At 50.9% G+C, this 15,024-nt stretch carries 18 protein-coding genes; 5 read left to right on the top strand and 13 right to left on the bottom strand.

The genetic code is table 11. The features are described from left to right. Window positions 1–88: 88 nt before the first annotated feature. The gene (locus tag EYB31_RS17380) at window positions 89–694 is read left to right on the top strand and encodes a DoxX family membrane protein (protein ID WP_131014649.1); all 606 of its coding nucleotides are present in this window, start codon (window positions 89–91) and stop codon (window positions 692–694) included. Window positions 695–827: 133 nt separating this feature from the next. Here EYB31_RS17380 and EYB31_RS17385 read toward each other — a convergent pair whose 3' ends face one another. The 5 genes from EYB31_RS17385 to EYB31_RS17405 all read right to left on the bottom strand — a co-directional run bounded on the left by EYB31_RS17385 (window position 828) and on the right by EYB31_RS17405 (window position 3,783). After that, window positions 828–1,169: a helix-turn-helix domain-containing protein gene (locus EYB31_RS17385; protein WP_131014650.1), complete on the bottom strand. Its 342-nt coding sequence runs from the start codon at window positions 1,167–1,169 to the stop codon at window positions 828–830. 132 nt (window positions 1,170–1,301) lie between these two features. Then, window positions 1,302–2,297: a hypothetical protein gene (locus EYB31_RS17390; protein WP_131014651.1), complete on the bottom strand. Its 996-nt coding sequence runs from the start codon at window positions 2,295–2,297 to the stop codon at window positions 1,302–1,304. Next, the gene (locus EYB31_RS17395; protein ID WP_131014652.1) at window positions 2,287–2,868 is read right to left on the bottom strand and encodes a sigma-70 family RNA polymerase sigma factor; all 582 of its coding nucleotides are present in this window, start codon (window positions 2,866–2,868) and stop codon (window positions 2,287–2,289) included. The genes EYB31_RS17390 and EYB31_RS17395 overlap by 11 nt, the downstream gene beginning before the upstream one ends. Window positions 2,869–3,018: 150 nt before the next feature. Next, the gene (def, locus tag EYB31_RS17400) at window positions 3,019–3,537 is read right to left on the bottom strand and encodes a peptide deformylase (RefSeq protein WP_131014653.1); all 519 of its coding nucleotides are present in this window, start codon (window positions 3,535–3,537) and stop codon (window positions 3,019–3,021) included. Between the two features lie 3 nt (window positions 3,538–3,540). After that, on the bottom strand, window positions 3,541–3,783 hold the full coding sequence (locus EYB31_RS17405) for a helix-turn-helix domain-containing protein (protein WP_131014654.1): 243 nt from the start codon (window positions 3,781–3,783) through the stop codon (window positions 3,541–3,543). A 323-nt stretch (window positions 3,784–4,106) separates the two neighbouring features. Between EYB31_RS17405 and EYB31_RS40265 the strand changes: the two genes are divergently transcribed. Then, window positions 4,107–4,832, top strand: coding sequence for a DL-endopeptidase inhibitor IseA family protein (locus tag EYB31_RS40265; protein WP_165452460.1), 726 nt, complete (start codon window positions 4,107–4,109; stop codon window positions 4,830–4,832). Window positions 4,833–4,883: 51 nt separating this feature from the next. On the opposite strand, the gene EYB31_RS17415 is transcribed toward EYB31_RS40265, so the two are convergent. The 8 genes from EYB31_RS17415 to desA all read right to left on the bottom strand — a co-directional run bounded on the left by EYB31_RS17415 (window position 4,884) and on the right by desA (window position 10,753). Next, a complete protein-coding gene (locus tag EYB31_RS17415) occupies window positions 4,884–5,108 on the bottom strand; it encodes a sulfurtransferase TusA family protein (RefSeq protein ID WP_131014655.1) in 225 nt (74 codons plus the stop codon). A gap of 39 nt (window positions 5,109–5,147) precedes the next feature. Then, complete coding sequence (locus EYB31_RS17420) at window positions 5,148–6,215, bottom strand: YeeE/YedE family protein (RefSeq protein WP_131014877.1); 1,068 nt, start codon at window positions 6,213–6,215, stop codon at window positions 5,148–5,150. Window positions 6,216–6,396: 181 nt separating this feature from the next. After that, window positions 6,397–6,777, bottom strand: a complete 381-nt coding sequence (locus EYB31_RS17425; RefSeq protein WP_131014879.1) for an ArsR/SmtB family transcription factor — start codon at window positions 6,775–6,777, stop codon at window positions 6,397–6,399. 5 nt (window positions 6,778–6,782) lie between these two features. Continuing rightward, window positions 6,783–7,208, bottom strand: a complete 426-nt coding sequence (locus tag EYB31_RS17430) for an SRPBCC family protein (RefSeq protein ID WP_131014656.1) — start codon at window positions 7,206–7,208, stop codon at window positions 6,783–6,785. Between the two features lie 214 nt (window positions 7,209–7,422). Next, window positions 7,423–8,031, bottom strand: coding sequence for an alpha/beta hydrolase (locus EYB31_RS17435; RefSeq protein WP_131014880.1), 609 nt, complete (start codon window positions 8,029–8,031; stop codon window positions 7,423–7,425). Continuing rightward, window positions 8,031–8,975: a ring-cleaving dioxygenase gene (locus tag EYB31_RS17440; RefSeq protein WP_131014657.1), complete on the bottom strand. Its 945-nt coding sequence runs from the start codon at window positions 8,973–8,975 to the stop codon at window positions 8,031–8,033. Before EYB31_RS17440 ends, EYB31_RS17435 begins: the two co-directional genes overlap by 1 nt. A gap of 193 nt (window positions 8,976–9,168) precedes the next feature. Continuing rightward, entirely contained in the window at window positions 9,169–9,612 is a 444-nt protein-coding gene (locus EYB31_RS17445) for a MarR family winged helix-turn-helix transcriptional regulator (RefSeq protein ID WP_131014658.1), read from the bottom strand. A gap of 154 nt (window positions 9,613–9,766) precedes the next feature. After that, window positions 9,767–10,753, bottom strand: a complete 987-nt coding sequence (gene desA / locus EYB31_RS17450; RefSeq protein ID WP_131014659.1) for a Delta(5) desaturase DesA — start codon at window positions 10,751–10,753, stop codon at window positions 9,767–9,769. 274 nt (window positions 10,754–11,027) lie between these two features. Here desA and EYB31_RS17455 point away from each other — a divergent pair, with 274 nt between their 5' ends. The 3 genes from EYB31_RS17455 (at window position 11,028) to EYB31_RS17465 (ending at window position 15,018) form a co-directional block, all read left to right on the top strand. Continuing rightward, window positions 11,028–12,782, top strand: a complete 1,755-nt coding sequence (locus EYB31_RS17455) for a cache domain-containing sensor histidine kinase (protein ID WP_165452462.1) — start codon at window positions 11,028–11,030, stop codon at window positions 12,780–12,782. A gap of 1 nt (window position 12,783) precedes the next feature. Further along, window positions 12,784–13,560, top strand: coding sequence for a response regulator transcription factor (locus EYB31_RS17460; RefSeq protein ID WP_240762532.1), 777 nt, complete (start codon window positions 12,784–12,786; stop codon window positions 13,558–13,560). 96 nt (window positions 13,561–13,656) lie between these two features. After that, window positions 13,657–15,018, top strand: a complete 1,362-nt coding sequence (locus tag EYB31_RS17465) for an ABC transporter substrate-binding protein (RefSeq protein WP_165452463.1) — start codon at window positions 13,657–13,659, stop codon at window positions 15,016–15,018. The last annotated feature ends 6 nt before the right edge of the window (window positions 15,019–15,024 follow it).

The following is a 15,024-nucleotide window of genomic DNA, read 5'->3' on the forward strand; positions in this document are numbered from 1 at the left end:
CCTTTCATTTTGTGTGATTTTCATCACTATACCCAATAAGGAATTAGTGTTATATTTTACCTGAGAACAAAGAGGGAGGCGTTTTATCATGAATTCTAATCTTAATCAAGGTGGTCTTTACGGCAGGGAAATCCTTATTCCCGAGAACCCGGTTTCGCGTTTTTTGTTTGTCAGCACCCGTTCGGCCTGGATTTGGTTAATCATCCGTATTTATGTAGGTTATGAATGGCTGTCAGCCGGCTGGGGGAAACTCCATTCGGATACATGGACGGGGGCCAAAGCAGGAACTGCAATCCAAGGTTTCGTCAAAGGGGCCTTGACCAAAAGCTCCGGCGATCACGCCGATGTAGCGGGATGGTACGCCAGCTTTCTGCAGAATGCCGTATTGCCTAATGCCAAGGCATTTTCCTATGTTGTAGCTTATGGGGAAGTATTGGTCGGTTTAGGGTTGATATTGGGCCTGCTCACCGGTATCGCGGCTTTCTTCGGTTCCATCATGAACGTCAGCTACTTGTTTGCCGGAACGGTCAGCACCAATCCGCTGCTGCTGGTACTCGCCACATGGCTTGTGCTGGCTTGGAAAGTAGCAGGCTGGTACGGTCTGGACCGCTGGGCACTGCCTAAGCTCGGGACTCCATGGCAGCATCATCCCCGTCAAGGCGGCAGCAAAGAGCAACCTCCCATCGGTGGCTAAAGAACTTAAAGAAAACCTCCGTTCAAGTTCATGCGCGGATAAGCAACAGGGGGTTAGCATAGTTGTCATACGAAAAGGAAGAAGCCACGGACCGCATTGTCCCTGGCTTCTTCCTTTTGAAGCGATAACTCCGCTATTCCCGCCGTACCCAGAAGGCAATGCCTTGCTCTGCCGTATTCAGCAAAAATTCGGCTGCGGCCACATCCACGACGGCAAGCCGTTTCAATCTCGCCGCCAGCTCATCGATCCGCAATTCAACCGGCGCTTCGTACATGGTATCGGGAAGACCGGCATCCGCCGCCTCCAGCAGTTCATTTTCCAGCTTGTGCAGCACTTCAAGTTGAATCGTTTGGGTCCTGCCTGTCTCCAGATTACTTAAATAAACCGGGGAAACCCCCAGCTCCCGGGCGAACTCATTCAGTCCGATCCCCTTATGCTGCCGGATGCGCTGCAGCTGTCTTCCGATTACATTCATTTATGCTCACCACTCCACTGCCGGCCGCCTGCCGGATCACTTTACCATCAAGTATCGCCTGATTCCAAGCGGCATATTCCTTCATACACAGGCAAAAGCATCGGCATACAATTCATGCCGATGCTCTATACGTTACCGGAACAAACCTTCCGCCGCGCGTACAAGACGTTCCTTGGTTACATTGGGCGAATCGGAACCGACGTCGATTTTTATCGTTCCTGATGTTGCAGGCTGGATCCAAAGCAAGTTTGCAAACTGTCCGGTCTCGCTGAAAAGAAACGAATCGTTTTTTTGGTAGTGGGCTTTCAACCCGTGTAACGGCACTTCCTCATACCGGATCGAATCGGGAACAGTCACTTTCTCGGTTATTTCCTCTGCCGCGGCAGCCTGCATGGTGACAAAAATCCGCTCTCCCTCCGCATTCCTATACGTCGCCGTATATGCCTCTACCGGCACATCCGATGTCGGAAGTTGATGCCAGACGACGCTGCGTCCCGTCTCCTTCGCTTCTTGCCTTAACGGTCCCAGCTGTGCCACTCCCTCTGTGCTCATTACCCCGCCGTAAGCGTATCCTTCCTTGCCCTCTTGAAATTGAAACCCGTCTCCTAACCGTTGGGACGGCGCAAGTGACAATCCTTCTCCCGCCTTCCACATACTGGACCATACCTCCCAGTCCGTGATCGGCGCCATGTTGCTGACAACTAGCAATGGCATCTCACGGTATAGCGGATTCGCTTCTTTCTCCAGCTCTGCAAAATAAACAACCGCCGTTTCCCCGGCCGCCAGCTCCGATTTCACTTGCTTTAAGCTTGATCGGATTTGCTCAGCCGTAATATGCTGCAAAGCAAAATCGTTTCCTCCTGTCCGGTGCTCAATCCGCCACGAACCGCTCTTGTCGATAAAAAGCAGCTTTCCACCGGCATAAGCGAAACCGGACAATAACACAAATACAACAACGGCCACAAGCGCATTACGGAACAGAATCCTGCTCACGGGCCGAACGGCCTTCCGGCTCCCAGCCGTTTCTTGGCGGAAACGTTCTAATACCCTCGTATCCAAAGAAGATGGGCTCACTAACCTCTGCGCTTGCATCCCATACTCCTGCCTTAACTTTTGTTCAATGGACATATGTCGCTTCCTCCCTTGTTTCGCCGCCGCTCGGAATGATGTGCCCGCGAAGTTTCTTAAGCGCAAGCCGGTGCCTCGATTTGGCCGTACTTACCGGCACATGAAGCAGCTGAGCAATCTGTTCCAGCGAATAGTCATGATAATATCTCAGAACAATGACCTCTTTCAGCTTCTGTGACAAGCTTTCCACGTAAGGAAGAATATCCAGCCGTTCACCGGCGGCTTCCGGGTACAACTCTGCCGCTGCTTGCCGGCTGCCGCCGGTTAGCAGCTTCATTTTTTCCAGCAGCCGGAAGCTTCGCCACGCTTTGCGCTTCCAACTTCTCACCTGGCGAATAATAAGCCCGGTAAACCAAGGCCGGAACGGCTGTTCCGGGTTGTACTTTGCGGCATTCCGATACAGCTCCATGTACACCTCGCTTAAAATATCTCCCGCTTCCTGTTTGTGCGGGGTCAGAAAATAAATCATCCGGTAAGCGTCGTCTCGGGTAACTTCATATACACGGTTAAACGCTTCTTCATCTCCTTGGCTCATCCGGATCAGCCAACGGTGCAATACCTCTTCCTTCATCAGCAGGCCTCCCATCAGGATTTACATTATGTATTGGCTCTTAACCCGCCAAAAGGTTCACTATCGCAAAAAAACCTTCTGCAATGCAGAAGGTAGAAGGTGTTACTCTTTCTCGTACCAGGCTAACTTTCTCAAAAGCACTCCATAACGTCAGCCGTTTTGACGCGACAAGCGCACGACCTCATGGAGACTGATCCGCTCGTTTGTTTTTTCGTGAAACAGCCATTTGCTTTTCATATGATCGACAAACAGCACCCCGTTAAGATGATCGACTTCATGCTGGATGCAGCGCGCAAGAAACCCCTCGCCTTCCAGAATAAATGTCTCTCCTTTGCGGTTTTGGCTGCTGATCTTCACGACATTGGCCCGCTCCACCTCACCGGCGAAGCCGGGAAACGATAGACACGCCTCCGCTCCGGTCTGCTTACCGCTCATCTCCAGTATTTGCGGATTAATGAATTCGATCAATCCGTCCCCGCAGTCCATTACAATCAACTGTCTCAAAACGCCAACCTGCGGCGCGGCCAAGCCGGCCCGCCCGTCGGACGCATACAGCGTTTCGGCCATGTCATCGAGCAGCCGCGTAATCTTCGGCGTGATGTCATCCACCCGCTTTGCTTGCTTGCGAAGAATCGAGTCGCCAAACGGCAATATTTGCCTAACTGTCATCGATTAAGCTCCCTTCGCCTGCTTGGGAGGCGTATGCACCCACAGGTCGCTTGGCGAACATTCCAGCGCCGTGCATAACGCGTCCAGCGTATCCGCCTTCATCTGCTTCGGCTGATCTTTCAGCAGCATGCTGATCGAAGGCGCCGATAAGCTGTAATTCGCCTTCTCCAGCAGCAGCCTGGCGAGCGCCGCCCCCGACCACACCCCCCGGTCGGCCATCACTTTACGCAGCATCCACTCCAACATGCCTATCGCTCCTTTTCAGATTATCACGAGTGAAATATTAGGTATTACCTAATATTTTTAGTTAATACCTAATATACGCGAAGTGAAGACGAAATGCTACCCTATTTTACTTATTTGATATGTGAACAACATGTTATTTACGGACACGCTACATCCTGGACAGCATCAGCACGACCGGTTTAAAGTAAATTGCAACAAAATTCCCTTTTTTGTGCGTGGATTCTAAAAATTATTCGCCACCATACGACAAAAGCAAGAAACCTTTCCCGGTTTCATACGTTTAAGTATGTATAGCTTCTACTGTAAAAAGAGGTGCTCAAAATATGGTGCGCATCAATTTAAAATCATTTATTAGCGGCGTTGCGGTTGGCGCCGTCTTTTTTTCAAGTATTTCATTCGCCGCTCCTGCAGTCGTTAAACTTATCGTTAACGGAAAAGAAGTTCAATCCGAAGTGCCCGCGCAGATTATCGACGGCAATACGATGGTGCCGGCACGCGGTTTGGCGGAAGCGTTGGGGGCCAAGGTCGAGTGGGATAGCTCCTCCCGCACCGTGACGGTCACGAAACTGGCGTCTCCGACGCCGTTCAGCGAGTTAGACGCCGCCCAATTGGCCGCATCGGCCAAAAATCATTACTGGCATGTATCCGGAGGCGGACAAGGCGAAGGACTGGTGCAGAGCTTTACGGTGAAAGGTATGGAGTACCGCTGGCTGGGCAGCGACATTGAAACCAAGGCGAAATTGCTCGCTTATTTGGAAGAAACCTACACCCCCGAGCAAGTTTCGGCTTATTGGAACAAGCAAACGGACAACAGCATCCTGCTGGAGATTAACGGCAGATTGGCGCAGCCTAATGCCGATGGCGGCGGCAGCCTGAACTGGGCGGAAGCGAAAGCGACGCTGGTGAAAGACAGTACGGATAAAAAAACGTTCAAGCTGAACGTTCCGTTCTATGACGTCGATCATACCCATGAAGAAATTGAAGTCCAATACCGGTTCATCCCCGGTTACGGCTGGCGGATCGACGGAACCGTCGACTCCATCAAGTAACAAAAATGCCGCCCTCACATCGCTGTGGGGACGGCATTTTTCATGTAAACATTATTTCTTCTGAACGGTAATGGTCCAAGAAGCGTCATCGATTTGCTCGTAGTTCGTCACTTTGTGCCCCGCTTCGGCAGCCCAACGCGGGATGCTTTCGGTCGCTTGCGTACAGTCAAAATCAATAACCAGCTCATCGCCGCTGTTCAGCGATTGCATCGCTTCTTTTGCTTCGATTAGCGGAAACGGACATACCATGCCGAGCACGGCCAATTTTGTTTTCATCTGGAGTTCCTCCTCTAGGTTCAGCGCTTTATGCAACAATTATGCTGTTGTTGTTTGGTAACTACCTGCCGTTTTACGGCTTGCCTTGGTGCGCGGACGTACATAAACGAAATACGATGCGGTCCATGTGCCCAAAATCATAAAAATCAAGGAAATCCAGCCCTGCCAGGTCATCATAGCAGTCATGACCAGACCGTTGCCGATCGAGCAGCCCCCGGCCCAGCTGGCCCCAAAGCCCATCAGAATACCGCCGCCAAAGCTGGATACGGCCGTTTTGGCGTCAGGCGAACGAAACCGGAACTCGCGGCTGCCTTTGGCAGCGATAAACGACCCCAGGAAGATGCCAAGCACCAGGAAAACGCCCCAGTTGATATATTTTTTGCTGTCGCCGGTAACCAGATATTGCAAGACGTTAGCCGACGGCGTAGTAATGCCAAGGCCGGACATTCTGCCTGTCGCTTCGCTTAACGGCCAAGCCAGCAGAGCAATGAGTCCGACCAGAATCGCCGTCACAAACGGATGCCAGCGTTTCTCGAACAACAGATGGTTAAGGCCTTTCCGTTTAGGCGGCAAGGAAGGAATAAATACTTTTGGTTTCCGCACTTGTCTAACTACAAGTACAATCGTGATAATAGCAAGAATCGCGATAAAAGGCCATACCGAGATGCCAAACGTCGCCGGAATCGAATTCGTTGGCACGGAGTAAGGCTTCAAGCTGTCGTTCACCGGCATAAGCGCTCCCGACTTCATAATTGCGCTCATCGTCATGTAACCCGCCAGCGCAATCCAACTGCCGATCAGCCCTTCGCCTGCACGGTACCAAGTACCGGTAGCGCAGCCGCCCGCCAAAATAATGCCGATCCCAAAAATAAACGACCCGATTACCGTAGCCAGCCATTGGAACGCGCCGGCTTTAAACTGAATCAATCCGAACTGAATCAGTGCATAAACACCCAAGCTTTGAATCGTAATGGCAATCAATAACGCATAAAACATCCGATTGTCCTTGGCCAGGTACATATCGCGGAAACCGCCCGTTAAGCAGAAGCGTCCGCGCTGCATAACAAACCCAAGCAAGGCCCCGCACAATAACCCTGTAATCACCATCTGTGCCACTTCAAATCCTCCTCCGTATTTTCTTAAGTCTAATTCCAAGTAAATCTATAGACTTAAACGATAGATCAGATTTTATCATATTGGGCGGTGTAGTCAATAGTTTTTTAACAACTGGTTGAATATCCCACATAGCAAAAAAGAGGCCCACTACGGGCCCCTCTCATGTGTACTGCTATTCAACTTCCCGCTTGCCTGTTTCGGATAACGGCAGGTCGGGAGATTTCATCCCGTCCTCGTTTGACTCGACAAAAGCTTTCAGCAAAGCCAGCTTATTGTGCCAGTACTGCTCGAAATACTCAAGCCACAACTTCACTTCTTGCAGCGGCCCCGGCTCCAAGCGATACCGCGTCTCCCGGCCGACCTTCCGTTCGCTGACAAGTCCCGCATGCGCCAAGATTTGCAAATGCTTCGACACAGCCGTTCTGCTCATTGGAAAATGCCCGCTGATCGCAGTAACGGCCATCTCCTGTTCGCTGAGCATGCTGAGCAGCCTGCGCCGTGTAGGATCGGCAATGGCTTGAAACACGTCGTGTTGCGGCGATGGCGCGGACATGGACATTAAGCCTCGACGTACGAACCGAGTTTTTGCACCAATCCCGCCCAGCCTTGATCCATGGTGCCGCGGATCATCGTATGGGTTTGTCCGAATCCGGTCATCTTGTCGGCATCCCAACCCGAGTGAATTAATGTGAATTCGGTTTTCTCTTCCAAGGCTTTTAATTCAAAAGTAATCGTCCAATCGTCCGTCCATTGAAACAAAAGACGGTTCGGCGGATCGATTTCCAGTACTTTGCAAGGCGCTTTGCCGAATGGACCGGCATCGACATGAAACTCGAAACCCGCAACCGGTTCAAAGTTGTTGGGCATAAACCAGGCCGCGATGCCTTCGGATGTAGCAACGGCGTCCCACACTTTCTGGATCGGCGCGTTAAATACGAGCGTATGACGAATATCAGGCAAGGCGTTTGGGCTTTTGTTTTCCATTTAGGTTTCCTCCATCATTGTAACATTTAGTATTCCGATCATTTCGGCGATTAATTACGAAACCAAATGGTTTCGCGTTTATTATACGCAACCATTTGGTTTCACGTCAACCGTTTTTTATTTCCCTATCGTTCCGCCGGCAAACAAAACCCAGGCTTAGTAGGAGCTAAGCCTGGGCTGCTGCTGCAATAAGCCTTACCGCGTATGCGATAGATTACTTAAACTGTTGTTGATACCACTCCACCGCCGCCTCTACCTCGGAACGGGTAAGCTGATGGCCGAAGTTTTCCCAATGGACGGTGACGGCAGCGCCTGCGCCTTGAAACAACGATTGCAGCTCCTCCGTTTCCTGCGGGGAACAGATCGGATCATTGCGGCCTGCGCCGATAAAAACCGGCGTTGCCGTCAAATCCGGCAGCGCAATACTGCGCCGCGGCACCATCGGATGATGCAAGATCGCTCCCTTGAGCGCATTCGGGTAATGAAACAGCAAGCTGCCGGCGATGTTGGCGCCGTTGGAGTATCCCACCGCAACCAGATTGCTCCTGTCGAATCCGTACTGCGCTGCAGCTTCTTCGAGAAAATCGCTTAATTCCTGCGTGCGGATAATGAGATCTTCTTCATCAAATACACCTTCCGCAAGCCGCCTGAAAAATCGCGGCATTCCATTTTCCAGCACATTGCCTCTTACGCTGAGCACCGAGGAGCCGGGTGAAATCAGCTGCGCAAGCGGCAGCAGGTCTTGTTCCGTACCGCCCGTGCCGTGGAATAACACAAGCACCGGCTCATCGGAAAACGTCCCTTGTTTGAAAATATGCTTCATCATTGATCCCCCTCCAAAACTCTTACCTCGATAGGGATGAGGTTCTTTTCAATCACCTCACGGTGCGGTTCATACCAATCCGGCAGCATAATTTTTTCTCCTAATTGTTCCGCAGGCTCATCTCTGGCGAATCCGGGCGGATCTGTCGCAATCTCAAACAATATGCCGCCTTCTTCCCGGAAATAGATCGCGTTGAAATATTGGCGGTCGATGACTTGTGTAGGATGAAAGCCGTTTTGAGCCACATGGTTTCTCCATTGCTCATGCTCCTCATAATCTTTAGCCCGCCATGCGATATGGTGCACCGTCCCTGCTCCGCCTGCGCCATACTGCACGGGGGTGACATTCAGGTCGATGATGTTGCCAAGCTCCCCGGCTGCCCGGTACCGGGCGTAAGCTCCTTCCTGCCCGACCTTCTGAAGGCCCATCACCCGCTCCAGCAGATGAGCGGTTTTATCCGGAGCCGTACTGAGCAGGATCGCCCCGCCGAATCCTTTGACCGCTTTATCGGCCGGCACCCCTCCGAAAGTCCATTCACTCATCGGCCCTTGTTCGCGCTCCACGATTTCCAGCTGCAAACCGTCCGGATCTGCAAACTGCAAATACGTTTCCGAGAATCTTACCGTCTCGTTCACTTGGACGCCCAACCGCTCCAAACGTTCCCTCCAGAACGACAGTGCACCGGTTGGAACGACATAAGTCGTGACGCCAACTTGCCCTCCGCCAATGCGGCCTTTACGCGATTCGGGCCATGGGAAAAAAGTGATGATCGTGCCCGGACTGCCTCCTTTATCGCCAAAATACAGATGGTAAACTTCCGGCGCATCAAAATTGATCGTTTTTTTCACAAGCCGAAGGCCAAGCACCCCTGCATAAAAGTCGACGTTGCGCTGCGGATCTCTTACAAATGCGGTAATATGGTGAATTCCTGCCGTTGCGTTCATTAAATCCAGCTCCTTTTATTTTAATATGTGCTCGTGAAGAAAATAGATGAGAATAGATCAACCGGATACTCCACATGCTAATGAAAACAGCTTATCGCAGCTCTTCGTATTCGGATTTTAAGAATCTTAATTTTAAGATATATGGGATAAAATAAGCAGCCGCGCCGTGATAGTTCCTAACCTTTGGCGATAGCTACTTAAAGGTTTCCTGTGCGAACTTGCCCAGCTTTTTCAAAAGCTGGCTGGCCGCTTGTTTCTCCTCGTCGGTGAGTCCCATGACCGCACTTTCGATGACTTCGGTATGGGCGGGAAACACACTCTCGAAAAACTGCTTGCCTTGCTCCGTGATTTCCGCGTAAATAAGGCGGCGGTCCTCCGTTGAAGCCTTTCTTGTCACAAACTGCTTTTTCTCCAGCTTATCGACAACATACGTAATATTGCCGCTGCTCATCAGCACCTTGCCGCCAATTTGCTGGATAGGCTGCGCACCCTTATGATACAACAGGTCCAATACGCCGAATTCGGTGCGGTTCAAGCCGTGCCCCCGGATATCCCGGTCCGCATGGGCGTTGACCCATTCGCTCGCCCTGGATAAGGCAATGTAAAGATCCAACGAGCTGTTTTTTCCCTCTGCCATATGGCCGCCGCCCCCTTTCGTTACCGCAACAGTTTAATTTGCGTTATCTTAATTTTAAGATATATGATTTGCGCTAGTTTGTCAAGCACTCCTATGTCCGACTTTAAAAAAAGACAGCCGGTACTGATTCTGATTCCCGGCTGCCTTGGCTTCTTTATGATATATCCTTGAATGCGATAAATTTCTTGGTCCGTTCGTTCCAGACGCGATAGCGCAGTGCGCGTAAGCTCGATAGAAACGTAATGGTAGGCACATTTTGCAGATACGCATTGTCTTGATGAACCGCTTGCAAATAGTAATTCGGCACCCGCGGACTTAAATGATGAATATGATGGTAACCGATATTTCCGGTGATCCATTGCAGCACTTTAGGCAGCTTGTAGAACGAACTTCCTTGCAGCGCCGCACTCACATAATCCCATTCTTGATCATGCTCGAAATACGTATCCTCGAATTGATGCTGTACATAGAACAGCCAAATGCCGGCGATGCCCGCTATCATAAAAATCGGACCTTGAACCAGCAGAAACGACTGCCATCCCAGCGCCCAACAGAGCGCTCCGGCAATTGCCACAATACCTGCGTTGGTCAGGTACGTATTCATCCGCTCTTTTTTGCCGGCTTTTTTCCGGTTGAACCGGTAATCAATCAAGAAGATAAAAATCGGCCCGACCCCAAACATCACAAGCGGGTTGCGGTATATTCTGTAGATCAGCTTCCTTAACCTGGATGAAGCCACATACTCGTCTACCGTCATCGTCCAAATATCGCCGACTCCCCGTTTGCTTAAATTACCGCTTGTCGCGTGGTGCACAGTATGGGTGTGGCGCCATTGGTGGTACGGACAGCAGGTAAGTATGCCGGTTACAGTCCCGACAATATCGTTGGCCAGCCGGTTTCTGAAAAACGATTTGTGGCAGCAATCGTGAAAAATAATAAATATCCGCACCAGAAAACCGCCAGCCGGAATAGCCAGCAGCAAAGTGAGCCAATAAGAAATCGATAGACTCATATAAGCGCCCAGCCACAATACAAAAAAAGGAATCAGCGTATTGAGCAACTGCCTTACACTGTGCTTCACAAGAGGTCTTTCATAAGGAGAGATATCTGCTCTCCAGCTGTCGTGGTTTTCCAAATGCATTATTAAGTTTTCTTCCTCTCTTCGGATCCGTGGTGTCTGACAAAATGGATTCCGAATCAAGGGATTCACGATTCATGCCCATCGGATATAATACGTTTGAACCTTGCAAAAGGTTTCGTTTATTTGATCGGAAACAGCTGGAAATATCGCTTTTCCGGCAGAGCCGCGATCTATGTCCCTATTTTTCCAAGATTGTGATAAGATATCAGGAATAAAACCCCAAATAAGAGATTTTGAGCATCTGCCAATAGCCATCCCCGAAGGAAGTGCAGCCATGCAGCTACAGCATTTTAACCGTTTCTTTTTGTCGTTGCGGATGAAATTTATGATTTTATTTATGGCGCTTATTACGATTCCGTTTATGATTAGCGGGGCGTTTACGTACACAAAATATGCCTCCAACGTCGAACAAAGCACGAAAAACTCCACACTGCAAATCGTCGACCAAATCCGCATCAATCTCGATCGTTACGTGAAGGAAATTGAACGATTGACGCTCGCCCCCCTTTACGATCCGAACGTCCTTGCGATTTTGAAAAACCACAGTCAATTATACCAGAAAGGCGCTTATTTGACGGCAGAGGAACAATTCAAGATGAACCTGTTTATCTCCTCCATGTCGTTTGACCGCTCAGAGATTGAAAGCATTCTTATTTTCACCAATGACGGAAGTTTGTTTGGCAATGCCGATACTAATGTGACCAACTACTGGCTGGAAGAAAACAAAAAGTGGATGGAGCAGGTGGATAACGACGACGGAGGGCTTACCATCCTGCCGCCTCATGCCGTTTCGTATTATATGGCCGGGCCCAAGACAGTCATCTCGCTGTCGCGCCTGATCCGCGAGCCATATACGCATAGTAAAATCGGCTTTATTAAGGTGGACTTGAAGGTCGACGGGTTTGAGAACATATTTTCCTCCGTCAACTTCGGCAATAACAGCAAGCTGTACATTTACGACCGGAACGGCATTCCGCTTTACCCGCAAAGCGCCGCGGCCGGCCCGGACATTAACGACCCTCGTTTTTTAAGCGCTTCCGCCAAATCGAAATATACCGGTATGCAAATATGGGGACAAATCCCGCTGGAAGAGCTGCGGAAGGAAGCCAAAGATATTACCGGTTACACGCTGATGATTTCGCTGATCTCGCTGGCCGTCGCTTTCCTGCTCGCCATTGTCTCCTCCGACCGGCTCGTCAAGCCGATCCGCCATTTGCAGAGCAAGATGGAGCTTGTAAAAAAGGGATTTCTGAAAGAGCGCGCCGTGGTCGTGCACAATGACGAAATCGGACAGCTGTCCGAGGTGTTCAACCGCATGATGAGCGAAATCGACCGGCTCGTCCGCGAAGTGTACGAAACCAAGCTGCGGGAACGCGATGCCGAAATATCGGCGCTGCAAAGCCAGATGAATCCGCATTTTCTGTACAATACGCTGGAATCGATTAATATGATGGCCGTGCAGATCAACCATCTGGAGTTGTCCGGCGTCGTATCCAGCTTGGGCAAGCTGCTCCGCTATACGGTGGACAAACGGCAAACAAAAGTATATTTGCGCGACGAGCTGCGGTTTGTGGAGGCGTATTTGCAAATTCAGAAGCTGCGCAGCGGCGACAGCATGCGGGCGGAGCTGTTTATCGACCCGTCGCTGCATATTGTGCTGGTGCCTAAGCTGCTTTTACAGCCGCTGGTTGAAAATGTGATCGAACACGGCATGGGCAGCGAGCCGGTGACGATTCGGATCAGAGCCGCCGCCGAAAACGACGACCTGATAATGACCGTGGAGGATGACGGCGTCGGTATGGACGATCCGGCATTGGAGCGGCTTCTGCTCCGGCTGTCCGCTCCCGAGGAAACCACGTCAGCCGCCAGAAACACCGCCTTCGGCCAGAGAAACGGCGGCTACGCGCTGCGCAACGTGCATCAGCGGCTGCAGCTGTTATACGGCAAGCCCTACGGCATCCGTATTCAGCACAATGATCATAAAGGCATGACCGTCTTGATCCGGCTGCCGTTCGAATGGGAGGAATAACATGATGTACAAGGTACTGCTGGTAGAAGACGAAGATTTAATCCGGCAAGGGTTAAAAAAGCTGATAGAAGACGTCATCGGAGGGTTTACCGTCGCACAGGAGGCCAAAAACGGCCGCGAAGCGCTTGAGTCGCTGAAGCGCAGCTTGCCCGATTTGATCATCACCGATATCCGCATGAAGGAAATGAACGGCCTGGAAATGATCGAGCAGATGCGCCACAGCTTTCCCGACGTTCCGGTGCTGGTAATCAGCGGATACGGGGATTTTGAATATGCCAAAAAAGCGCTGCGCTTCAAGGTCGAGGACTATTTGCTCAAACCGGTGGACCGGATTGAGCTGTCGCAATATTTGACCGGCTTGAAGGAGCGGCTCGACGGCCGCAAGCCGGGCGCACCGCACCACCCGTCCGCCCCACAATCCGGAGGCATCGAAGAAAACGAGCGAAAAATTATTCGCAAGGTCAAGGAAATGATCCACGCCCATCTGGACCAGGATATCTCGCTCCAGTTTATCGCGGGCAATGTACATATGAATCACCAGTATCTCTCTTCGCTCTTCAAGCTGGAAACCGGACAGAACTTCGTCGATTACGTCATTCAATGCCGGATGGAACGCGCCAAACAGTTACTGCGCGAAACCAATTTGAAAATATACGAGATTGCCAAGCTCTCCGGTTACGACAACGCCAAATATTTCATGACCGTGTTTAAGCAGCTTATCGGCGTAACGCCGTCCGATTACCGGGAAAACGAAGGTTCTCGAATTTTTGAACCATAACTCGAATCATTCGGATTTCTCGGGTGTTCGTTTTTCACTATGATTAAACATGTAAGCGCTTATACCACACGGAAAATGATAAAGGGGAATTCGACAATGAAAAAAATGCTTTCCATCGCTTCGGTCGCGCTGCTCGCCGCAAGCTCCTTGATCGGCTGCTCTTCCGGCCAGGAAGCCGCCAAACCTGCCGATAAAACCGCCGCCCAGCCCGGCGCTCCCGCCAGTGCAACCGCTGCACCAGCCGCTAAAGAAGCATCTAAAGAGGAAATCGTGTTGAAGGTAGGGATGTGGGGGGAGAACGATTCGCGCAAAAAGATATTGGAGGCCTACTCCAAAAAATTCACCGAGCAGCACCCGAATATCAAAGTGGAGTTTATGTTGGTTCCGTTTGCCGATTACCAGCAAAAGCTTTCCATCATGGTCGCTTCCAAAACCGCGCCGGACGTAGTCTGGATGTCAGACAAGATGGTTCCGCAGTTTCTTGAAGCCGGGCAGCTGGCTGACATCTCTGACATTCAGAACGACAAAAACTTCGATTTTGCCGATAACATTCAGCCCAGCTTCGCCCGCTTGAAGAAAGACGGGAAAATATACGGCGTACCGTTCCTTAACCCGCCGAAAGTGATTTTTTTCAACAAAAATTTGTTTAAGGAGAAAGGTCTGAAAACTCCGCTGGAGCTTTATAAGGAAGGAAATTGGACCTATGACGAGTTTTTTAAAACGGCCAAAGCGCTCACCGATTCCTCCAAAGGCGTCTACGGCGGCTACCTGATTACCGCCAACGGCTGGAAATCGTGGGAGGATGCCTACCTTGATACGTTCTGGGCGTACGGAGCGGATTTTATGGATGAGGCGGGAGCCAAGTTTTTGCTGAACAGCCCGGAAGGCGAGAAGTCACTGCAAGCCATCTCCGACATGATCTTTAAAGACCAGTCCCATCCGAAGCCTGGCGACCAAATATCGTTCGAAGGCGGGAAAATCGGCATGTCGCGGCAAAACTACGCTTACGTCAACACGGCTAGGGCGGTCAAAGACTTTGAATGGGACATCGCGCCGATGCCGAGGGGAACCAATAAAGACGCTCCCGCAGCCACGGGCTTGGCCGCCTACTCGGTGATGCAGGACTCCAAGCACAAGCTGGAAGCGATTGAACTGCTCAAGTTTATGACAAGCAAAGAAGCGATGACCGAGTTTTCGTTTATGTACGTGCCTAACCGCAGCTCTGTGCTGGCCTCGGATGCGCTGACCAAAGGCTTCGAATCCCCGACCAAGGAAGGCATTAAAGCGTCGCTGATCGATCCGATGAACGGCAAACTCAGAGCGCAGAACGCTCATAAGAATTGGCAGCAGATCGACGTGAAGGTGCAGACGGTCCTGGATATGCTGTACACCAAAACCTATACCGTCAAAGACGTACTGAAAAAGATGGAAGATGAAGTCACTCCGCTGCTCAAATAATTGACA

The organism is Paenibacillus thalictri (genome assembly GCF_004307995.1).
Lineage (GTDB): Bacteria > Bacillota > Bacilli > Paenibacillales > NBRC-103111 > Paenibacillus_AF > Paenibacillus_AF thalictri.

Bases quoted from the DNA above. Each gene is read 5' to 3' on its own strand.
- EYB31_RS17380 (WP_131014649.1), top strand. From the start codon at position 89: ATGAATTCTAATCTTAATCAAGGTGGTCTTTACGGCAGGGAAATCCTT.
- EYB31_RS17385 (WP_131014650.1), bottom strand. From the start codon at position 1,169: ATGAATGTAATCGGAAGACAGCTGCAGCGCATCCGGCAGCATAAGGGG.
- EYB31_RS17390 (WP_131014651.1), bottom strand. From the start codon at position 2,297: ATGTCCATTGAACAAAAGTTAAGGCAGGAGTATGGGATGCAAGCGCAG.
- EYB31_RS17395 (WP_131014652.1), bottom strand. From the start codon at position 2,868: ATGAAGGAAGAGGTATTGCACCGTTGGCTGATCCGGATGAGCCAAGGA.
- def (WP_131014653.1), bottom strand. From the start codon at position 3,537: ATGACAGTTAGGCAAATATTGCCGTTTGGCGACTCGATTCTTCGCAAG.
- EYB31_RS17405 (WP_131014654.1), bottom strand. From the start codon at position 3,783: ATGTTGGAGTGGATGCTGCGTAAAGTGATGGCCGACCGGGGGGTGTGG.
- EYB31_RS40265 (WP_165452460.1), top strand. From the start codon at position 4,107: ATGGTGCGCATCAATTTAAAATCATTTATTAGCGGCGTTGCGGTTGGC.
- EYB31_RS17415 (WP_131014655.1), bottom strand. From the start codon at position 5,108: ATGAAAACAAAATTGGCCGTGCTCGGCATGGTATGTCCGTTTCCGCTA.
- EYB31_RS17420 (WP_131014877.1), bottom strand. From the start codon at position 6,215: ATGGTGATTACAGGGTTATTGTGCGGGGCCTTGCTTGGGTTTGTTATG.
- EYB31_RS17425 (WP_131014879.1), bottom strand. From the start codon at position 6,777: ATGTCCGCGCCATCGCCGCAACACGACGTGTTTCAAGCCATTGCCGAT.
- EYB31_RS17430 (WP_131014656.1), bottom strand. From the start codon at position 7,208: ATGGAAAACAAAAGCCCAAACGCCTTGCCTGATATTCGTCATACGCTC.
- EYB31_RS17435 (WP_131014880.1), bottom strand. From the start codon at position 8,031: ATGAAGCATATTTTCAAACAAGGGACGTTTTCCGATGAGCCGGTGCTT.
- EYB31_RS17440 (WP_131014657.1), bottom strand. From the start codon at position 8,975: ATGAACGCAACGGCAGGAATTCACCATATTACCGCATTTGTAAGAGAT.
- EYB31_RS17445 (WP_131014658.1), bottom strand. From the start codon at position 9,612: ATGGCAGAGGGAAAAAACAGCTCGTTGGATCTTTACATTGCCTTATCC.
- desA (WP_131014659.1), bottom strand. From the start codon at position 10,753: ATGCATTTGGAAAACCACGACAGCTGGAGAGCAGATATCTCTCCTTAT.
- EYB31_RS17455 (WP_165452462.1), top strand. From the start codon at position 11,028: ATGCAGCTACAGCATTTTAACCGTTTCTTTTTGTCGTTGCGGATGAAA.
- EYB31_RS17460 (WP_240762532.1), top strand. From the start codon at position 12,784: ATGATGTACAAGGTACTGCTGGTAGAAGACGAAGATTTAATCCGGCAA.
- EYB31_RS17465 (WP_165452463.1), top strand. From the start codon at position 13,657: ATGAAAAAAATGCTTTCCATCGCTTCGGTCGCGCTGCTCGCCGCAAGC.